Consider the following 18,122-nt stretch of genomic DNA (forward strand, 5'->3'; position numbering starts at 1 on the left):
GGGTGAAGATATTTTCGTCTTGTTTCCAAACGAAGTAGTAGAAATAATGTACATCTTTTCTATAACCGAACCAAATTGTATCATTAAATCTATTGCATTCCAGCTATTAAACTCTCTATCATACACGTATAAGCAAGTTCATATAAATAGTGGACGAGCTAGAAAGGAGAGAAGAAAAGTGTTGCAATGGTTGCGTGAGCGTTATATGAGAAAGATTCAGTTTCGATTAACCGTATATTTTTTACTTATTTTGTTGCCGCTTGTTGTCGTAAGTCTATATGCTAATATTCGCTCGCAATCGATCTTGCTAGAGCGGACGGTGGAGAGGACGGAAGCAGCTCTTCAGTCATCGATGGATTATTTAGAAGAAACTTTACAAAATGCGGAGGAAGTAACGACGCTAATTAGTGCAGATGCCGCAGTGCAGCAAGCGATGAAGAAGATTACCCCTCAATTGGATGCCATTTCGTATATTACGTTTGCCAATCTTATGAAACAATTCTCCACTACAGCTTCGATTAACCACGTTATTTCACAAGTATCGTTATTCCATACATCATCCGAAATGTTACTGACAACTAATCATGGTGGCAAAAAAGTTACCAATAAAGCAGTGCTGCAAAGTTTGCGAGCGATGACTGCCAATGTTGGCACAGGAACAGCTTATATTATGCCTGAAGTTGTGTTAGCCCCAAAGGTCACATTTGGAGAAACGATGAAAACGGATAGTATTTCATTAATTAGAGCAATGGATGTCAACAATCCGGACCGTGAAGGAAATTTATTAGTTATCTCGTTAAGTAAACAAAAGTTGCTAGAAATACTAGAAACGTTGTTGCCATCATCAGATGCTCAAATTTTATTGTACACGAATAAACGCGAATTGATTGCTAGTTTTGGTCATGAGATATTACCGCTTTCTACTACCAACACTGACGTTATGTTAGCATCCAACCTAGAAGGAGATGCGCAGCTATCGGGCATCTTTTCAATAGTGGCGGATTCTCGATTTTATAAGTGGAGATTACAATTGCTACAAGCGGAAGATCAGATGTTTCAAGAGATAAATGAAATCAAATGGTTTACGTATCTGATTATTATGCTTAGCATGGTGCTTGCAGTTTTAATTGCTTGGGCTGTTTACTTGGGCATTGCCGCACCGATTCAGCGATTGTGGCGAGGAATGAATGTAGTCGGTAGTGGGAATTTCAATGTGAGATTAGAGAATAAACGTATGGATGAAATCGGTTTTTTGACCAGGTCGTTTAATAAGATGGTAGAAGAACAGCAAAATTTAATCGAGAACCATTATGAACAACAACTGCGCCAAGCCAATACAGAATTGAAGTTTTTGCAATCGCAAATTAATCCTCACTTTTTATACAACACATTAGATTCTATTTATTGGACTGCTGAAAACTATGAAGCTACTGAAATTAGTGAAATGGTGCTCCATTTATCTCGTTTTTTTCGGTTAAGTTTACATAAGGGTCGAGAGACATTTACAGTGGAAGAGACTGTTGATCATATTCACCATTATATTCGTATTCAACAATTACGTTTTCTCGATTCTTTTGAAGTAATTTATGCTATCGAACTAGAGACCAAATCAATTCCGGTCTTAAAGCTATTGCTGCAACCGTTAGTAGAGAATGCGATTTTGCATGGTTTAGAAAGTAGAGATGGTGGTTGTTTGTGGATAAAGAGCCGTTTGGAGCAATCATTTTTAGTATTAACAGTGCAGGATAATGGAGCGGGGATAGCGGAAGACAGATTGGTATACATTCGTGAGCAACTGGAGCGGCTGTCGGATTTTACAGTAGGTCCGTTAACTTTTTTGGAAGAAAATATGTCCAATATATTTGGACTGCGAAATGTTTATGCAAGAATTAAATTGTTTTATGGGCGAGAAGCACAGCTGTGTATTGAAAGTACGTTGGGCAGTGGCACTATGATAGAGATGTATCTTCCATTAGAGCAGTGTTATGCAGAGCATCCATTGGAATCAAAGTCCCGTGAAAAATAATATCACAAGAGGTGAAAGAAGAATGAATTTATTAATCGTGGAAGATGAAATTCGGTTGAGAACAAGTTTAGCTAATAATATAGCTTGGGAAGAAAATGAAATAGAACTCATTGGAGTCGCTAGTCGAGGATATGAGGCGTTGGATATATTTGCGCTAAAAAAACCTGATCTTGTACTGCTGGATATTCGTATTCCGGAGATTGATGGTATTACATTGGCAAGGAAATTTATAGCTATTCACCGGCTTGTCAAACTTGTCATATTAAGCGGTCATGATAATTTCACTTATGCACAATCGGCGCTTGAAATCGGAGTAATGAAATATTTGTTAAAGCCTGCTGGAAACGTGGAAATATTGCAAGCAATGCTAGAAGCGAAGAAGCAACTAGAAGCAGAATTAGAGCAGTTGCACAATCAGTTGGAGCTACAACAAAAGTGGCAGGAACAGTTAGTGAACTTGCAACAATCCTTTTTGCAAAATTGGACGACAGGTAAATATAGTAGTTGGGAAATCGATAAGTATAGCCGCGAACTACAAGTTGCTTTAGCCAAGGAAGACCAATATGTTGTTGTCGTGTTAGATATGGACCCCATATTAGAAGAGGAGAAACGGTTTGCACATAAGGATAGTTCGCTGCTGCAATTTATGCTTCATAGTATGGTTAAAGAGTCATTGCAGTCGTCGGATCAATGTCGGGTATTTACAGCTGCCGAAGGGTATACGGTTATAATTTTTGCAGAAGCAGAAGGAAATGATGCCAATTATATGTTGTTACATATTAATGTGCTAGTTACTAACTTGTTAGCAAAAGTTTATCAATATTTGAAGTTAACGGCGAGTGCTGGAATATGTGGTAGTACATACTCTTATGATAAAGTACATGTTTCCTATACTGAAGCGATTCGAGCGCTGCAAGATCGAGTATTATACGGGCATAATATCGCCATTCCTTATCAAGAGCAATTGAACCAAGATTTAGATTTGTTTACTTTTCCACAGGTGGAAAAACAATTGGTGATGGCGATAGAAGTAGGTAATTTGAGACAAGCAGACAAGTGTTTATTAGAATTGTGGAACAATAGTATGTTATTAACCGATTCTGTGGATGATGTGCATGAATATGTATTGTATTTTAGCAGTTTATTAGTTCGAATTATTCAGCAACAAGGATGGCGTTTGAAGGATGTATTGGGAGATGGCTTTCAGTATGTGTATAATGCACAGCAGTTTATTTCTAAAGAGCAGATTATGACTTGGCTGCAACGAACGGTGACACAAATTATTACTTATGCACAGCAGCAACAAAAAACGGTGAGTAATAAAATGGTGAAAAATATGATTGCGATTGTGAATAATGAGCTGCATGCCGAGTTAACGCTGCATACGATTGCCGACCGATTGTTTGTCAATTCCTCCTATCTCAGTCGTTTATTTAAACAAGAGATGGGAGTTACATTTTCTATGTATGTACTAGATCAGAAGATGACACAAGCGAAAGAGCTGTTGCAACAAGGAATGAAAGTATATGATGCGGCAAGCCGTGTCGGTTATCGAGATGTTAGTTATTTTACAAAGGCGTTTCGCAAATATTGGGGAGTTACTCCAGGAGAAGTAAAGGTTTAACGGAATAACACTACAAATAGTTATGAGATTACCAAATAAGGTAATGACAACCACCTATAAATGATCAACGTTCCATCCTACAATGAATGTACATCGAAATTACGTTAGTGGGGGTCATGCTTATGAAGGTGCTATCTCCGAACAAGTTAAAGCGATTACAAGTATGTGTAGGGAAGTATATGCAGCGGCTAGTGGTTGATATTAGAAAGGATTGGGATTTGTATGTCGCTTTAATTCCCGGTATCGCTTTTTTACTTTTGTTCAAATATACACCAATGTATGGCGTTATTATTGCGTTTAAAGATTTCAATATTTTTCAAGGGATGGCAGCTAGTAAGTGGGTATACTTTGAACATTTTGAAAAGTTATTTACTTCACCAGGATTTTTACAAGTATTTCGCAATACGCTTATTATTTCTCTGTATAAAATCGTTATTTTATTCCCGCTCCCTATTATTGTCGCTATTATGATGAACGAGCTGCAAAAAGCGTTGTTTAAACGAACGGTGCAAACGATAATTTATTTACCCCATTTTCTCTCATGGGTCATCGTTAGTGGATTGTTTATCGATTTGCTTTCGGTCAATGGTGGTGTAGTGAATAAACTTATCGTGTCGCTTGGTGGGCAGCCGATTCGTTTCTTTTTGGATGTAGATGTGTTTCGCAGCGTTATTGTTACTTCGGCAGGTTGGAAGGAAATTGGTTGGAGTTCTATTATTTATTTGGCTGCACTTAGTGGCATTGATCCACAATTATATGAGGCTGCTAAAATCGATGGAGCAAATAAATGGAAGCAAACGTTACATGTTACGCTACCGGGGCTGGTTCCGATTATTACGCTGATGTTTATTTTACGATTAGGTGGCATTCTCGAAGCCGGGACAGAGCAAATACTAGTGATGTATAATCCGAGTGTTTATAAAGTAGCAGACGTTATTGGGACGTATGTATATCGAGTTGGGCTTGGCGAGCAAAATTACAGTTTTTCTACGGCGGTTGGTTTGTTTGAATCGGTTATCGCATTTTTTCTAATTGTATCGGGTAACTATTTAAGCAAAAAGTATTTGCAACGCAGTATATGGTAAGGAGGTCATTGCCGATGAGGGAAAGTGGCTCCAATAGTATCGTACAATCATCCGTTGGTGAAAAAACGTTTACGGTGTTTAATTACTGCTTTTTTATACTATTTGGATTGGTAACCTTACTGCCATTTGTTAACTTGATTGCCAAATCATTAAGTAGTGAAGCTGCTGTCATATCTGGTCAGGTGACGTTTTGGCCGATAGATGTGCAGTTTGGAACGTATCGTTATGTGGCTAGTAACGCGATGTTTTTGAATGCATTTCAAGTTTCTCTGTTTATTACCATCATCGGTACGTTATTAGCACTATTTATGACGACACTAGCTGCGTATCCGTTATCTAAGACGAGATTGCGAGGGAGATCTTTTTTTGTAGTAATGTACATTTTTACGATGTTATTTAGCGGTGGGTTAATACCAACGTATTTGTTAATGCGCAATTTAGGGTTAGTCAACGAATTACCAGTACTGTTTTTGCCAGCGATGATTAGTGTATACAATATGTTAATTATTAAAAGTTATTTCGAAAATTTGCCGGAAGGATTGGAAGAGTCAGCAAAGCTAGATGGAGCTAGTAATTTAACGATACTATGGCGGATTACTTTGCCGTTATCTTTACCGGTATTGGCTACTATCGCTTTGTTCTATGCGGTACAGTTTTGGAATGATTATTTTGCTTCTTTAATTTATATCAACTCACCTAGTCTCAAACCGCTACAACTTTTTTTGAAGGAACTAATTGTTTCATCAAGCGATACTTTTTTAAGAAGTGATAGCAAAGTTAATGTTGATGCTGCGATGAATGCTTCGCCACAATCCATTCAGGCAGCATCCATTATATTGGCTACGTTACCTATTGTAGTCGTATACCCATTTTTACAAAAATATTTTGTGAAAGGTGTATTAATTGGTTCGGTGAAAGGGTGAAAAAAACTTAAAAATGGAGGTCGTGAAAATATGAACAAAAGATTAGTAATTACGTTTTGCTTACTGTTGATTGTAGTTCTTGCCGGTTGTAGTAGCAGTAATTCGACGGATGGTAAGAACAATAATCAAGTAACAGGGGAACGAACGGAAACAGCAACGAAAGCACCTAAAACAAAGGATGGAGAGAAGCCAGTATTACGTCAATTAATGCCTTACAACCGATTTAATCCAAATAACTATGTCGTTGCTGATTTTATAAGAGAAACAACGGGGTACGAAGTAAAGTATGATATGTTGCCAGTCGAAAACGCAGACGAAAAGTTGAATTTGTTAATGGCTAATCAAGAACCGTATGATTTTATAAAAATCAGTCCGGGACAGTTTTCTCATTTAGCTTTATCCGGAGCATTGGAACCATTAGATGAGCTAATTGAACAGTATGGGACAAATATGAAACAAGTTATTGGCGAAGATTCCTGGAGAGGTGCGATGATGGATGGTCAAATATTTGCTATACCAGAATCGTCACCGAGTGGATTAACGGTTGGATATGGATTAATATATCGGCAAGATTGGCTGGAGGAATTACAGTTGCAGCCACCAACGACGCTAGAGGAATTAGTTCATGTTTTACGAGAAGTGAAAGAAAAGAAACAAGTTATTCCGTTATCGGGTGGTAAAGATCCGTTTCAAGGTGAGATTGGAGCAGCTTTAGGTTGGATGTATGGCGTAGGAAATCAGTTTAAAGTAGTAGATGATCAAATAACTCATATGGTGGACGATCCGAAAACAATCGAATATTTAACATTTATGAATAAATTGTACACAGAAGGATTGCTTGATCCGGAATGGGCGATTAATCAATCGAATATATTAATTGAAAGGTTCTCTAGTGGGCAATCATTTATGTATCGAGATGGCTGGTGGAATGCAGCTAATATTACGAATGCGCTTACTTCTAACTATCCAGATGCCAAAATAGGAATACTGCCTCCTATGCAAGATGTGGATGGCAAACGAGGAGCCAGTGCAACAGGTGGGATTGAGAATTTCGTTGCTATTCCGAAGTGGTCGACGAATAAAGAAGAAACGATTAAATATTTGGATATGAAGTTTGAAGAAGAAACATTCAAAACATTAGCAATTGGGGAGGAAGGAAAACATCATTCCGTAGAAGATGGGAAATACTTTCCGATCTTGCCTATATTTGAAGAAGAATTGAATTTTGCAAGTGATATGTTAACTGGAATTGATGAACAGCGTTATCCAACGTACTGGCAAGCACGAGTTCGCAAAAATCCGCATGTGCAGCATTTCTTTGAAACGTTGCAGAAGAACGGTGAAGGTATCATGTATCATGATGCCCTTACTTTTGCCCCTCCGCTTCCTGATGTGTCCAAACATATGCCTAAACTGGTGAAGTTTATGGAAGATGAGTTTATTAAGTTTATTACGGGAGCAGAGCCAATTAGTAATTATGATAATTTTTTACAACAATGGCGAGCTGATGGTGGAACGGAAATGCTACAAGCAGCGAATGATTGGTATACATCTGCAAAATAATGATACACAGCGTTAATATGAAACTAGTGGATAAAGGTGGTTGAAGCTATGGAATGGAAAGTAGAATATGCCGATGTTATTGTACTTGGTGGCGGAATGGGTGGGTGCATTGCCGCACTATCTGCAGCCAAACGAGGTTGGCGTGTTATTCTTACAGAACAAACGGATTGGTTGGGCGGGCAACTAACGAGTCAAGCCGTTCCACCGGATGAACATCGTTGGATCGAACAATTTGGTTGTACGAAGACGTATCGAGAGTTTCGGAATCGAGTTCGTCAATATTATCGAGATAACTATCCACTAACGGAAAATGCAAAACAGAATCCACATTTAAATCCCGGAAATGGTTGGGTAAGCCGTCTTTGTCATGAGCCCCGTGTAGCATTGCAAGTGTTAGAAGATATGTTAGCGCCTTATATTAGTAGTGAGCGAATTAATGTGTTGTATGGCTACGTACCGGAGCGAGCGACAACAAAAGAAGATAGCATAACGTCGGTACTGGTTAAACATTTTGAGGCGAATGATACGAAGCAATTAATAGGAAGCTACTATATTGATGCTACAGAATGTGGTGATTTGTTGCCGCTGGTTGGAGCAGAATATGTCACTGGTGCAGAAGCTAGAAGTGAAACAGGAGAACCCCATGCTGCGGAAGTCGCTGATCCGCTCGATATGCAAGCTTTTACGTATGTATTTGCACTAGATTATATCGAAGAAACGGACAATACGATTGATAAGCCAGAGCAATATGATTTTTGGCGCCAATATATGCCTAGTTTTTCTCCATATCCGCTTTTAAGTTGGTTTGTGCAAGATGTGAATAGAATGGAAGAAATCAAACAATTTTCATTTATGGAAGATAGCGGGGATGGCATGCCGCTCTGGACGTATCGTAGAATAATAGATAAAAATCAGTTTCAAGGACTTTATACAAGCGACATTACATTAGTCAACTGGCCACAAAATGATTATTTTCTCGGTGCTATTTATGAAGTAGATGCAGAGGAAAGGGACAGAAATTTACTACAAGCAAAGCAATTAAGTTTATCTCTCGTATATTGGATTCAGACAGAAGCACCACGACCTGATGGTGGATTTGGCTATCCTGCTGTTAGATTGCGCAAAGATGTGCTAGGGACAGCAGATGGTCTGGCAAAACATCCTTATATTCGTGAATCACGCCGGATTAAAGCACAATATACGATTGTCGAACAAGATGTAAGTATGGAGTTGCGCCAACACCGAGGGATCAAATCTTATTCGGACAGTGTAGGAGTAGGTAGCTATCATCTCGATTTACACCACACGACCAAGTCCAATCGCAGCTTTTTTATTCCTACGTATCCATACGAAATACCACTCGGAGCGCTGCTTCCTATACGTATTAAAAACCTATTACCTGGTTGCAAAAATATCGGTACAACCCAAATTACGAATGGTTGCTATCGCCTACATCCGTCAGAATGGAACATTGGAGAAGTAGCGGGTTACTTGGCTGCGTATGCGATGGAGAATCACATTACGCCACATGAAGTTAGAAGTAATGCACAGCACTTAGCAGCTTTTCAGGAGATGATCCAAGATGCCGGTGTGGAGATTCATTGGCCAGAACATATAGACGTAACGTAGAGAAAGCTTTATTTAAAAACCTAAACAAGTTCACTGGTGAAAATGCGGTGAGCTTGTTTGCTTGGAACTGGCATCCAAAATAATAATAAAAAATATTTTAGGAAGTAAGCCTAATTTCAAAAAGATGGTAAATTAGACCAAAGCTTTTTAAGTGATTCATTCATACTATAACATTGTAAAAAGAAAAGGAGATGATTATATTGGATTTTGTTTGTAATAATCAACACAACGCACAACATCAATGTTGTACCCCAAAACAGCAAGTTTGTCCTCAACCGAGTATCGAGTGTTTGAAAGTGTTATCGGTAATATGTTCGAAATCAGTGCAAAAAGTAGCCGAGTTTGCTATACCAACGGCTTCATTAGGTATTCCACCCGGCACAGATATTAATCTTATTTCTCTTACAAATATTGTAGCTCAGCCGAATCGAATTGTTATGAGAGGAACATTAATTGAAGGGAAAGTTATTAATTCAGGTTATGTACCAGTTACAGCTACGTTAAATATTTTGGGAATCCCTGTTCCAATTGTAGATCAATTAGTTAGTTTTAATCTTCCATTTCAAGCGGAAACGGAATGTCCAGGCGCTTGCCCAGGAGATGATTTACAAGAGACGACTCCTATTGTAGAAGCTGTCCTTGATCCGGTTATTACTCCAGTTATTGATGCGTTGGGTGGGTTAGTAGCATTATCGACGATCACTTTGAAAGTTATTATTAGAACACAAATTACTGTTTCAAGAGAAAAACTAGTGCAAGCGGGAGTAACAGTACTAGGTGATATTAATCCAGATCGTTGTACTGTACTACAACCAACTACAGCAACTTCTAGAACAGTTACGTTCTTTAATGGTCAAAACTAACCATTCTTAGGCATGATGTATAGTAAGCGTATGATTTAATATTTTAGTTCTTAATCTTTTTTTATCATAGTAAAATAAACATTGATCTTTTCTGTGAAAAAGTTGTTATTTAACTTTTTTATGGAAAAGATTTTTTTGTTCTTCGTTATTTGATGAACCTATTATAACTTCGGGAATATGATGAAGTATATTAATTAATGGAGGCGCATTTAATGGAGAAAACAGACGCTTGTCTCACCAATGAAGCAGTATTAGTACAATCAGTATTATGTTCAAAAAAGGTAAACCTTATCGCTTTTGAACACAAAAGTTTACACAAAATAAAAAAGGAAATAATTCAATTTATTCCTGATTTAACAAGTATTAAGCTAAATACGACATTATTAAAAGACATGATTATTGTTCAGGGATTTATTGTAGGTAATATTATTATCGATGAGAGGGTTGTCATTAAAACAACATTAAGTTTTCAAGAAGAGGTGATCTGTGAGGGAGTATGTCCAGGTGATGTGGTAAAGCACACAACACCAGTACTTGTGGGAGTTTTACCTGCACAAGTAATTCCAGGTGATTCAACGTTTGATGATGTAGTTTTTAAAGTTGTTTTAAGTACACAAGTGACGGTTATTCGTGAAAAACTAGGTACGATTAGTGTAAATTTAATGGGAGATATTAATGAACATAGGTGTGAAACTCCCACAAATACGGGGTTAGTTGTGTTTGAAAATACAGAATGTATCAATGAACAAGAATGTGTGGAATCAGAATAGCTTTTATTCTAGAGCATTTTTTGGTAAATAGTTATATTTTTTGTGCACATTATGATGCATAGAATGAAATGGCCTTTGTCCAGTAATTTAGGACGAAGGCTATTCAACTATTTATACATACAGATTATATTCAAAATAATCTACTCCACGTCTCTTTTAACATTATTTTAATAATGCTATAGTATTAATGATAAGGAGAGTGGACAGTTATGACATCGAAGGTAAAATTATCGCAATGGGATGCTTTTCAATTAGAATCGCTCCGAGCGCATGGATTAACTAATGAAGATATAATTGCACGTATACAATCTGGTGACTTGCCAGCAGATAGTAGTAAGTTCAAGTTTGATTATGCAGATTTGAGAAACTTTGCCGAGCAAGCAAAAGCGGAATTTGTATCGGCTGTACAAGATGGTTATACGATCAAGTACAATACAATTTATGGTATTCAAAACTGGTTGCTCGTAGCTTTTCAAGTCGAAGCGGAAGTGAACATAGAACCAGGACAAGAAATCGTCCAAGCTAGTTTAACTACAGAGCAATATAAAAAATTTGCAGCAGTGCTTTCCCCAGGTTGGAAAATAGAAATAGATGCAGCTAATGAAGCAGCTGATGTATCGACATATTATATTAGACCAACAGGCAGTTCGAACGAAAACTAGAAATTTGTAGCTGAAATAGAGTAGATAAAGCAAGGGACAGTTTAATAAGTCCTAAGCAGAACAACTGGTTGCCCTTGATGTGACCGAATCCGCTCTCCGCCTCGACTTTACGTCAGGCATAGATTGTGGAATTTTCGTTATCTTCAAGGGCTGCTTTTGCCTTCGCTATTAATTCTTCCCATACCGTATTCCAGTAAACCTGACGGTTTCCTGTGGATTTCGTGTATGTTGCTTGCATATTACTATCCTTTTGCAGTGTTTGCTTTATTTATTGCTTGATACAACCTTCGGAAAGCCAAATGTACACTTTTTCGTATGAAACGTTACGTTACTACCCACTTACCCAAGTCCGTTTATACGTTTTCTCTTACAAAATCCTCGTTACTACCCACTATCCAAGTCCGTTTGTACTTTTTCTCAAACAAAATCTTCGTTACAAGCCACTACCCAAGTCCGTTTATACGTTTTCTCGTACAAAATCTTCGTTACAAGCCACTACCCAAGTCCGTTTGTACGTTTTCTCATACAAAATCTACGTTACAAGCCAACTGCCCATGTTCGTTTGTACATTTTTACGTTTGAAATACGATGCTCTTCTAGATTAAGGCATAGTAAGTTATAAGATAACCAAAAAAGCTGCCAGTGGTCAGTTTTTCACTTTCTGGATAGCATCTTGTTTTGTTCGTTTCACTCGAAAACGTTGCTGTACTATCTTGAAAATTTTAACTGCTTATTTGGAGAATTCTGTTATAATAATATAGAGACAATGTGTTCGGTGGAAGTGACACGGCGAAGCTACCCGAAAGGGGGTGATGCTTTGTCACTTGATTTGATTGTGAAACTTCTAGACTTGCTGCTGAAGATAGTTGGCATTTTTGCTGGTTTGAAAACGCTATCTAGCAAAGAAAAGAAGGCACGTCAAAACAAGAAAAACCACCGACGATAGGTTGGCGCCCGAATTGGTGGTTTTTCTTTAAGAAAATCTCGTCGTGGTTGCCCACTAAGCATTGTCTTGATAGCAGTTATGTTAACGCATAACTGCTATTTTTAGTTTACCCATTTGTACATAGCAATATGACAGATGAATTGTCAGTCTAATTACCTGTAGTATAGCATATTCCAATGCTCACCGCTACATAATCTGATTATTAGGGCTATCTTCCTTGATGTCATGTAGTATTGTTAGCTTGCTTTCAATATTTCAATTTCAATATACTTTGTTCATTTATAAACGTAGATGTGTTGAACAAAAGAAGTGCATCATCAATTTGATGTTCTTCCATATAACTACCGATGTCGCCATTGTAAAAGCGAATGTCTATAACAGGTTCTTTCAAAGAAAAGGATAATCGATCTGCAGAAGAAAATGAACTTATCGCACTACGAAAAGAAATTCAGCAACTTAAGATGGAGAACGACATTTTAAAGCAAGCAGCGCTGATCATGGATTGATCGTAGCTATCATCCAGAATAATCGTGATAAGTACTTAGGTCAAGCAATGTGCAACGTCCTACAAATCGCAAGAAGTACGTTTTATTATGAAGCAAAGGAAAGACCATCCGAAGATGATATTATTCAAGCCATCATTACTATTTTTCTGTGAAAATAGAAGCGTCTATGGCACCATTTCTCAAAATCAAAATTATATATTTTTTGAGCAAGAACATTAAAACTGTTTCGCAGTACATTGTCATGCTTGTATTGGGAAATGAACTTGTAATGTTTATATTTTAATGCAACATTTTCCATAACCTATTCCTCCTGTCATTTATATAAATTGATTTAATAAGTAAAGTATCAAATCGTCATTACTCTCACACCTTATATACGGTACTTGTAATAATAAAAGTATATCATTTTATACGTATAACGATTACTTCTTCAACTAAACTGCACCGTTAGCACAAGAAGCGACCGCTCTAATTGAACAATCGTAGTGGATTAACTTATTTATTAATTTCCTCAAAGTGTTCAGTTAATAATTATTTTATTCTCTATAAAACCGTCACAAAATTGTCACTTACGAAGAACTTGTCAGGTCTATATACTAACTCTAGTAACAGAAAGGAGTGTTGACATATGCCAACTACCAGAAAAGAAAGTCTCTATTTTGGTTTAATAATGTGTTTTGGAATGGTACTTTTTATGACTCTTTACAATTTTTACCTTAATGATTCATTTGGACAAATTTCATTTTTGGGAGGAGTAACAGATTTTTTTATAGGGTTTATTGTTGCAATAATTCTTGACTTGTACCTAGTAGGACCTATTGCTAAAAAAATTGCTTTCAAATTAACAGCTAATACAACAAATGTGCTATATAAGGTTCTAACAATATCCATATGTATGGTTATTGGAATGGCTTTTTTCATGTCCATTTACGGTTTAGTAATAAGTTATTTTTACAATAATTTTTCTTCCAACTCGATTATCATGGAATTTCTCTCCGTGTTTAGTAAGAATTTTATTGTAGCCTTACCTTTGCAAATCATTATTATGGGACCAATAGTACGTTTTATATTCATTAAATATATAAAAACTACTCAAAATAACTTAGTAGTAAAAAATTAAGACTTAACATATTAAGTTAAGCTTCAAGTAACCATTAAGATTTATTCTTTTTGGTTACTTTTTTGATTTAAGCGAACAATCAATCCGTCTCTACTGAATATTTTCTTTCATATATTCATTCAATATAGTGTTTCAGCTCAACAAAAAACCACTTGCATACCGATTTCGGTATGCAAGTGGTTACTAGTTAGTTCTTTCTACAACCACTCATCACAACTATCCGCCAATTGTTGAAATTCGTTGAAAAACAAACTGGCGTGGTAGCCATCACAGACGGCATGGTGGACTTGTACAGCTAGTGGTAATAATATTTTTTCGCCATCTTGAAAAAATTTTCCGCTAGTAATAATAGGTAACAAGTAGGAACTACCATTAGCAATGTTTAGATTGAATCCAGTAAACGAAGTCCAAGGAATACAAGAAATTGGTACACCATTTTTGGGAGCATTAGGTTTAGGATGCAACGTTTCAATAGCGCCGTATACGGATATATCTTCTAAATAGTTAGCATAAAAAACAGAAAAATCCTCGTCATATATCGTCCATAAATTAGAAAATAATTTACTGTTATTATGAAATATGGTGTAACTTGGCATCATCTTATCCCAGTAACCTAGCTGCCCATCTTCCTTCCAGTCCATTCTGAATTCAGAATGAGCGTTAACAATTTTAGTTACCATATATAAGAACATTGGATAGAAATTAACGTTTGCTGTACGAGCTTTTGTCAATAGATAACTAATTTCTACATTAGCGCACATACTAAATGTCGCTGGTGTCGTATGCAAAAAGTGTTCGAAGTAAGGTTTTCTATACCATGTATCTATGTTAATTGTTTGAAATGTCATTTTTTAGCCTCCTGAATTTGTAGTTCTGTTCATTCAAGAGGCAAACTTCACTGTGAGCTTCATAGTTAACACATCCTTATTGATATGATTATAGTATAATATAGTCTTAGCAATAGTTGAATGTATAAATTTATCTATCAGATTGTTAGATGTTGTACTATAGCAGTAATAGAGAGTTTGGACGAAAGGGATTTTAGCAATGACAGTGAAAGTAGATTTCTTCGAGCGCAAGCAGAGTGAAATTGGAGTTGCACTGAATGAAGTGCAGCAACAAGTGGTACGACAAACCGATGGACCAGTACTTTTACTTGCATCACCCGGATCAGGAAAGACTACGACGATTATTATGCGGATTGGTTATTTAATAGAAGAGCGAGCGGTGCATCCAGCAAAGATTAAAGCGGTAACGTTCAGTAAAGCAGCAGCTAATGATATGTTGGATCGGTTTAAACGATTGTTTCCTGATCTCGAGCCGGTTGATTTTTCGACGATACATAGTTTAGCTTATGAAGTGATGCGGGATTATTTGCGAAAACGGAATACTGCCTTTCATATTATAGAAGGTGAGCATGAAAATAAGGAAAGATGGGAAGTTACTGAAGGGCAATATTTGCCATTAAATAAAAAAATGATATTACGTCATTTATACAAAACAGTTGTAGGCGATTCTATTACGGACGATCAGCTAGATGAACTGACGACCTATATTAGTTATATAAAAAACAAAATGGTAACGGAAGTAGAGCTAGCTAAAGTGCGTGTTGATGTACCGCAAGCCGAACGGATTTTTCGGGAATATGAGTCGTTCAAGCGAGCGGAAGCTCAGCGGATACTAGTAGATTTTGATGATATGTTAGTGATCGCTTACGAGGCTTTGCAGCAAGACAACATGATATTAAGTAAATATCAGCAGCAGTATCATTATTTCCTCACCGACGAAAGTCAAGATACTTCCTTGGTGCAACATGCGATAGTAGAATATCTCGTAGCGAAACATCATAATTTATGTGTTGTTGCTGATGATGACCAAAGTATATATAGCTGGCGAGGGGCGGAGCCCTCTTATTTACTTGCATTTCAAACGACTTATCCACAAGCAGTTATCTTATATTTGGAACAAAACTATCGTTCGACGACCGACATCGTTCATGTGGCGAATCAGTTTATTAAACGAAACAAAACGCGGTACAATAAAAATATGTTTACTACAAATCCGTCTGCTGAGCCAATAAAATTAGTGACCGTAGCCGATGATCGAGCCCAAACGTCATATGTCATAGAAGAAATCCGGAAACAAACAGACTTATCGGAAGTAGCTATTTTGTATCGCAATAATACATCATCCATCCCATTAATGAATGCTTTTGATCGTGCAGGGATACCATTTTATATGAAGGATGCCGATAATCGCTTTTTTTCTCATTGGGTAGTAGAAGATATACTTAATTTTATGCGAATGACGTTTACGGACAAACGAGCCGATATTTTAGAAAAAATTCATATGAAATTTAACGGATATATTAGTAAACAACAAATGACAGCTGTCAAAGCAATCCAAAATGGCGAGTCGGTTTTTGATAATTTATTGCAGCATGTGTCATTGCAAGACTATCAACACAAACAAATTGAAAAAAGCAAAGAAACGTTTCAGCAGATGAAAGGAATGCCGCCACTACATGCGATCCAGGTTATTCGAGAGCGTCTTGGCTACGATAAAGTCATTGAGAAAATGTGTGAGCGACTTGGATTTCGCAAAGATTATTTGCTTGGTATACTAAGTACGTTGGAAGAAATAGCAAGCTCACTGACGACGATGGAGCAATTTGCAGCTCGGCTAAAATATTTGGAAAGAGAACTGAAAAGTGCGAAGTTTCGTAAGGGGCAAAATGCGGTTACTTTTTCTACTCTCCATAGTGCGAAAGGTTTGGAATTTGAGCAAGTATATATGATTGATTTGATAGAAAATATTATTCCAGCGAAGCGGGAGAGCCAGAACGAATTAGAGATGGAAGAAGCAACCCGGTTATTTTATGTGGGCATGACACGAGCAAAGCGAAATCTAACGCTATTAACCTATGAAAAACAGGATGGGGAAAAGCTAGAAGAATCGATATTCGTAACAGCAGTTCGCAATATTATGTTTCCATCAAGTGCAGCTCATTCTAATAGTAGCTTACGTCAAACGGTAAAAGTAATCGATACAACTGCTGCTACCATACCCGCTCCGGGTGCAATTATGGATAAAGAGCTATTGAAAGTCGGTCAATTAATTAATCATCGTGTTTTTGGACAAGGAAAAATTACAGAGATGGATGATGCATCCATTGAAATTCGTTTTAAGCAAGAAGTAAAGCGGCTGTCACTTTCCATTTGTTTGGATCGAGGAATATTGGAAGAAATTTCGGACTAAAGTCAGCGTTAATAAGTCAAAAATACTGAAGATCGCTCCACGAGTTCGTGAGTGATTTTCAGTATTTATTTTTTGCTACAACTAAGCTAAACTATTTGACAACTAATACGGGGCAGTTTACTCGTTTGACGACTTTATGACTGACGCTACCGAGAACCATTTCTTGCAAAGCATTCAACCCTCTACTACCAACAATAACGAGATCTACGTTCGATTTATTGGCAAAATCAACTACAGTCGGCGCTGGATCGCCATGTAATATGTGGGTGTGATAAGAGGTGGCTTGGTCTGCAAATAATTGTTCGAACGGTTCTAGAAGTTTACGTCTTTTCATTTGCAGTACTGCTGGATCGCCTGCATGAAGCACTTCGCTTTTCGCTTTGGCAAAATCAGCGACTAATACAATTTCTACGGTACAATTTTTGTCCATAGAAGCAATATAAGCACCATGTTCGGCAGCGCGAACACTATTGTCGGAACCATCAACAGCTAACATGATCCGTTTGTACATATGCAACACCTCATACTTTCATTATATTAATTTAACATTAGTACTTTTTATTACTATATAATATACCATTTTTTAGAGAGAAGTGACGTTATGAATATACAGCAAGCGACAATGGAAGATGCGGTAATTATTTATCAAGTGATGATGGCAGCTTTTCAACAATATAAAGTAGAGAATCCACCCTCTAGTGCATTAAAGGAAACGGTACAATCGATTGAAAGTGCGATGAAAAATGGAGAACAAGCGCTATTAGTCTACAATGATAACATCCCAATCGCCGCTGTCAGATACCAGTTATTAGATGATGAATTGTACTTTTATCGTTTATCAGTGATACCGGAAAGCAGAGGACAAGGTGTTGCTAAACGTCTACTGGATCGATTGGAAGAAGTAGCGAAAAATAACAATATAACTACCTTATATTGCAAAGTACGAATGAAAGTAGAAAAGAACTTGATGTTGTACGGAGCTTGTGGCTTTGTATTATGTGAACAGGAAGTGCTTACGACAGTAGATGGCGGTTCGATTGATGTTGGACATATGAGAAAGAGGCTATGATGCAGTAGATAAATTTGGAATGTGACTAATCATGAACATCTAAAAAAAATGACTCCCCAAGCGAACCGTCCTATGCTA

At 37.2% G+C, this 18,122-nt stretch carries 14 protein-coding genes and 1 pseudogene; 13 read left to right on the top strand and 2 right to left on the bottom strand.

What is annotated here, in order from left to right:
* The first annotated feature begins 178 nt into the window (after window positions 1-178).
* The 11 genes and pseudogenes from ACFSTH_RS14690 to ACFSTH_RS14740 all read left to right on the top strand — a co-directional run bounded on the left by ACFSTH_RS14690 (window position 179) and on the right by ACFSTH_RS14740 (window position 13,717).
* On the top strand, window positions 179-2,026 hold the full coding sequence (locus ACFSTH_RS14690; protein WP_377769178.1) for a sensor histidine kinase: 1,848 nt from the start codon (window positions 179-181) through the stop codon (window positions 2,024-2,026).
* 22 nt (window positions 2,027-2,048) lie between these two features.
* Window positions 2,049-3,650, top strand: a complete 1,602-nt coding sequence (locus ACFSTH_RS14695) for a response regulator transcription factor (protein ID WP_377769177.1) — start codon at window positions 2,049-2,051, stop codon at window positions 3,648-3,650.
* A gap of 179 nt (window positions 3,651-3,829) precedes the next feature.
* A complete protein-coding gene (locus ACFSTH_RS14700) occupies window positions 3,830-4,735 on the top strand; it encodes an ABC transporter permease (RefSeq protein WP_377769237.1) in 906 nt (301 codons plus the stop codon).
* A gap of 14 nt (window positions 4,736-4,749) precedes the next feature.
* Window positions 4,750-5,658: a carbohydrate ABC transporter permease gene (locus tag ACFSTH_RS14705; protein ID WP_377769176.1), complete on the top strand. Its 909-nt coding sequence runs from the start codon at window positions 4,750-4,752 to the stop codon at window positions 5,656-5,658.
* A gap of 30 nt (window positions 5,659-5,688) precedes the next feature.
* On the top strand, window positions 5,689-7,221 hold the full coding sequence (locus tag ACFSTH_RS14710; protein ID WP_377769175.1) for an extracellular solute-binding protein: 1,533 nt from the start codon (window positions 5,689-5,691) through the stop codon (window positions 7,219-7,221).
* Window positions 7,222-7,269: 48 nt separating this feature from the next.
* Complete coding sequence (locus ACFSTH_RS14715) at window positions 7,270-8,850, top strand: FAD-dependent oxidoreductase (protein ID WP_377769174.1); 1,581 nt, start codon at window positions 7,270-7,272, stop codon at window positions 8,848-8,850.
* Window positions 8,851-9,050: 200 nt separating this feature from the next.
* Window positions 9,051-9,713, top strand: coding sequence for a hypothetical protein (locus ACFSTH_RS14720; RefSeq protein WP_377769173.1), 663 nt, complete (start codon window positions 9,051-9,053; stop codon window positions 9,711-9,713).
* 212 nt (window positions 9,714-9,925) lie between these two features.
* The gene (locus ACFSTH_RS14725) at window positions 9,926-10,483 is read left to right on the top strand and encodes a hypothetical protein (protein WP_377769172.1); all 558 of its coding nucleotides are present in this window, start codon (window positions 9,926-9,928) and stop codon (window positions 10,481-10,483) included.
* Between the two features lie 209 nt (window positions 10,484-10,692).
* The gene (locus tag ACFSTH_RS14730) at window positions 10,693-11,145 is read left to right on the top strand and encodes a hypothetical protein (RefSeq protein ID WP_377769171.1); all 453 of its coding nucleotides are present in this window, start codon (window positions 10,693-10,695) and stop codon (window positions 11,143-11,145) included.
* A gap of 1,323 nt (window positions 11,146-12,468) precedes the next feature.
* Window positions 12,469-12,743 (top strand): annotated as a pseudogene (locus ACFSTH_RS14735) (IS3-like element IS655 family transposase); the annotation flags it as partial.
* A 482-nt stretch (window positions 12,744-13,225) separates the two neighbouring features.
* Window positions 13,226-13,717, top strand: coding sequence for a DUF2798 domain-containing protein (locus ACFSTH_RS14740; RefSeq protein ID WP_377769170.1), 492 nt, complete (start codon window positions 13,226-13,228; stop codon window positions 13,715-13,717).
* A 197-nt stretch (window positions 13,718-13,914) separates the two neighbouring features.
* On the opposite strand, the gene catA is transcribed toward ACFSTH_RS14740, so the two are convergent.
* On the bottom strand, window positions 13,915-14,565 hold the full coding sequence (catA, locus tag ACFSTH_RS14745; RefSeq protein WP_377769169.1) for a type A chloramphenicol O-acetyltransferase: 651 nt from the start codon (window positions 14,563-14,565) through the stop codon (window positions 13,915-13,917).
* 199 nt (window positions 14,566-14,764) lie between these two features.
* Between catA and ACFSTH_RS14750 the strand changes: the two genes are divergently transcribed.
* Entirely contained in the window at window positions 14,765-16,975 is a 2,211-nt protein-coding gene (locus ACFSTH_RS14750) for an ATP-dependent helicase (RefSeq protein WP_377769168.1), read from the top strand.
* Between the two features lie 91 nt (window positions 16,976-17,066).
* Here ACFSTH_RS14750 and ACFSTH_RS14755 read toward each other — a convergent pair whose 3' ends face one another.
* Window positions 17,067-17,486 carry a universal stress protein gene (locus ACFSTH_RS14755; RefSeq protein ID WP_377769167.1) on the bottom strand — a complete coding sequence of 140 codons (420 nt, stop codon included), beginning with the start codon at window positions 17,484-17,486 and terminating at the stop codon, window positions 17,067-17,069.
* A gap of 90 nt (window positions 17,487-17,576) precedes the next feature.
* Here ACFSTH_RS14755 and ACFSTH_RS14760 point away from each other — a divergent pair, with 90 nt between their 5' ends.
* On the top strand, window positions 17,577-18,044 hold the full coding sequence (locus tag ACFSTH_RS14760; RefSeq protein ID WP_377769166.1) for a GNAT family N-acetyltransferase: 468 nt from the start codon (window positions 17,577-17,579) through the stop codon (window positions 18,042-18,044).
* The last annotated feature ends 78 nt before the right edge of the window (window positions 18,045-18,122 follow it).

Origin of the sequence: Paenibacillus yanchengensis (assembly GCF_042684845.1) — a bacterium.
Classification (GTDB): Bacteria; Bacillota; Bacilli; order Paenibacillales; family Paenibacillaceae; genus Pristimantibacillus; species Pristimantibacillus yanchengensis.

Coding starts and splice junctions, on each gene's coding strand:
- ACFSTH_RS14695 (WP_377769177.1), top strand. CDS start 2,049: ATGAATTTATTAATCGTGGAAGATGAAATTCGGTTGAGAACAAGTTTA.
- ACFSTH_RS14700 (WP_377769237.1), top strand. CDS start 3,830: ATGCAGCGGCTAGTGGTTGATATTAGAAAGGATTGGGATTTGTATGTC.
- ACFSTH_RS14705 (WP_377769176.1), top strand. CDS start 4,750: ATGAGGGAAAGTGGCTCCAATAGTATCGTACAATCATCCGTTGGTGAA.
- ACFSTH_RS14710 (WP_377769175.1), top strand. CDS start 5,689: ATGAACAAAAGATTAGTAATTACGTTTTGCTTACTGTTGATTGTAGTT.
- ACFSTH_RS14715 (WP_377769174.1), top strand. CDS start 7,270: ATGGAATGGAAAGTAGAATATGCCGATGTTATTGTACTTGGTGGCGGA.
- ACFSTH_RS14725 (WP_377769172.1), top strand. CDS start 9,926: ATGGAGAAAACAGACGCTTGTCTCACCAATGAAGCAGTATTAGTACAA.
- ACFSTH_RS14730 (WP_377769171.1), top strand. CDS start 10,693: ATGACATCGAAGGTAAAATTATCGCAATGGGATGCTTTTCAATTAGAA.
- ACFSTH_RS14740 (WP_377769170.1), top strand. CDS start 13,226: ATGCCAACTACCAGAAAAGAAAGTCTCTATTTTGGTTTAATAATGTGT.
- catA (WP_377769169.1), bottom strand. CDS start 14,565: ATGACATTTCAAACAATTAACATAGATACATGGTATAGAAAACCTTAC.
- ACFSTH_RS14750 (WP_377769168.1), top strand. CDS start 14,765: ATGACAGTGAAAGTAGATTTCTTCGAGCGCAAGCAGAGTGAAATTGGA.
- ACFSTH_RS14755 (WP_377769167.1), bottom strand. CDS start 17,486: ATGTACAAACGGATCATGTTAGCTGTTGATGGTTCCGACAATAGTGTT.
- ACFSTH_RS14760 (WP_377769166.1), top strand. CDS start 17,577: ATGAATATACAGCAAGCGACAATGGAAGATGCGGTAATTATTTATCAA.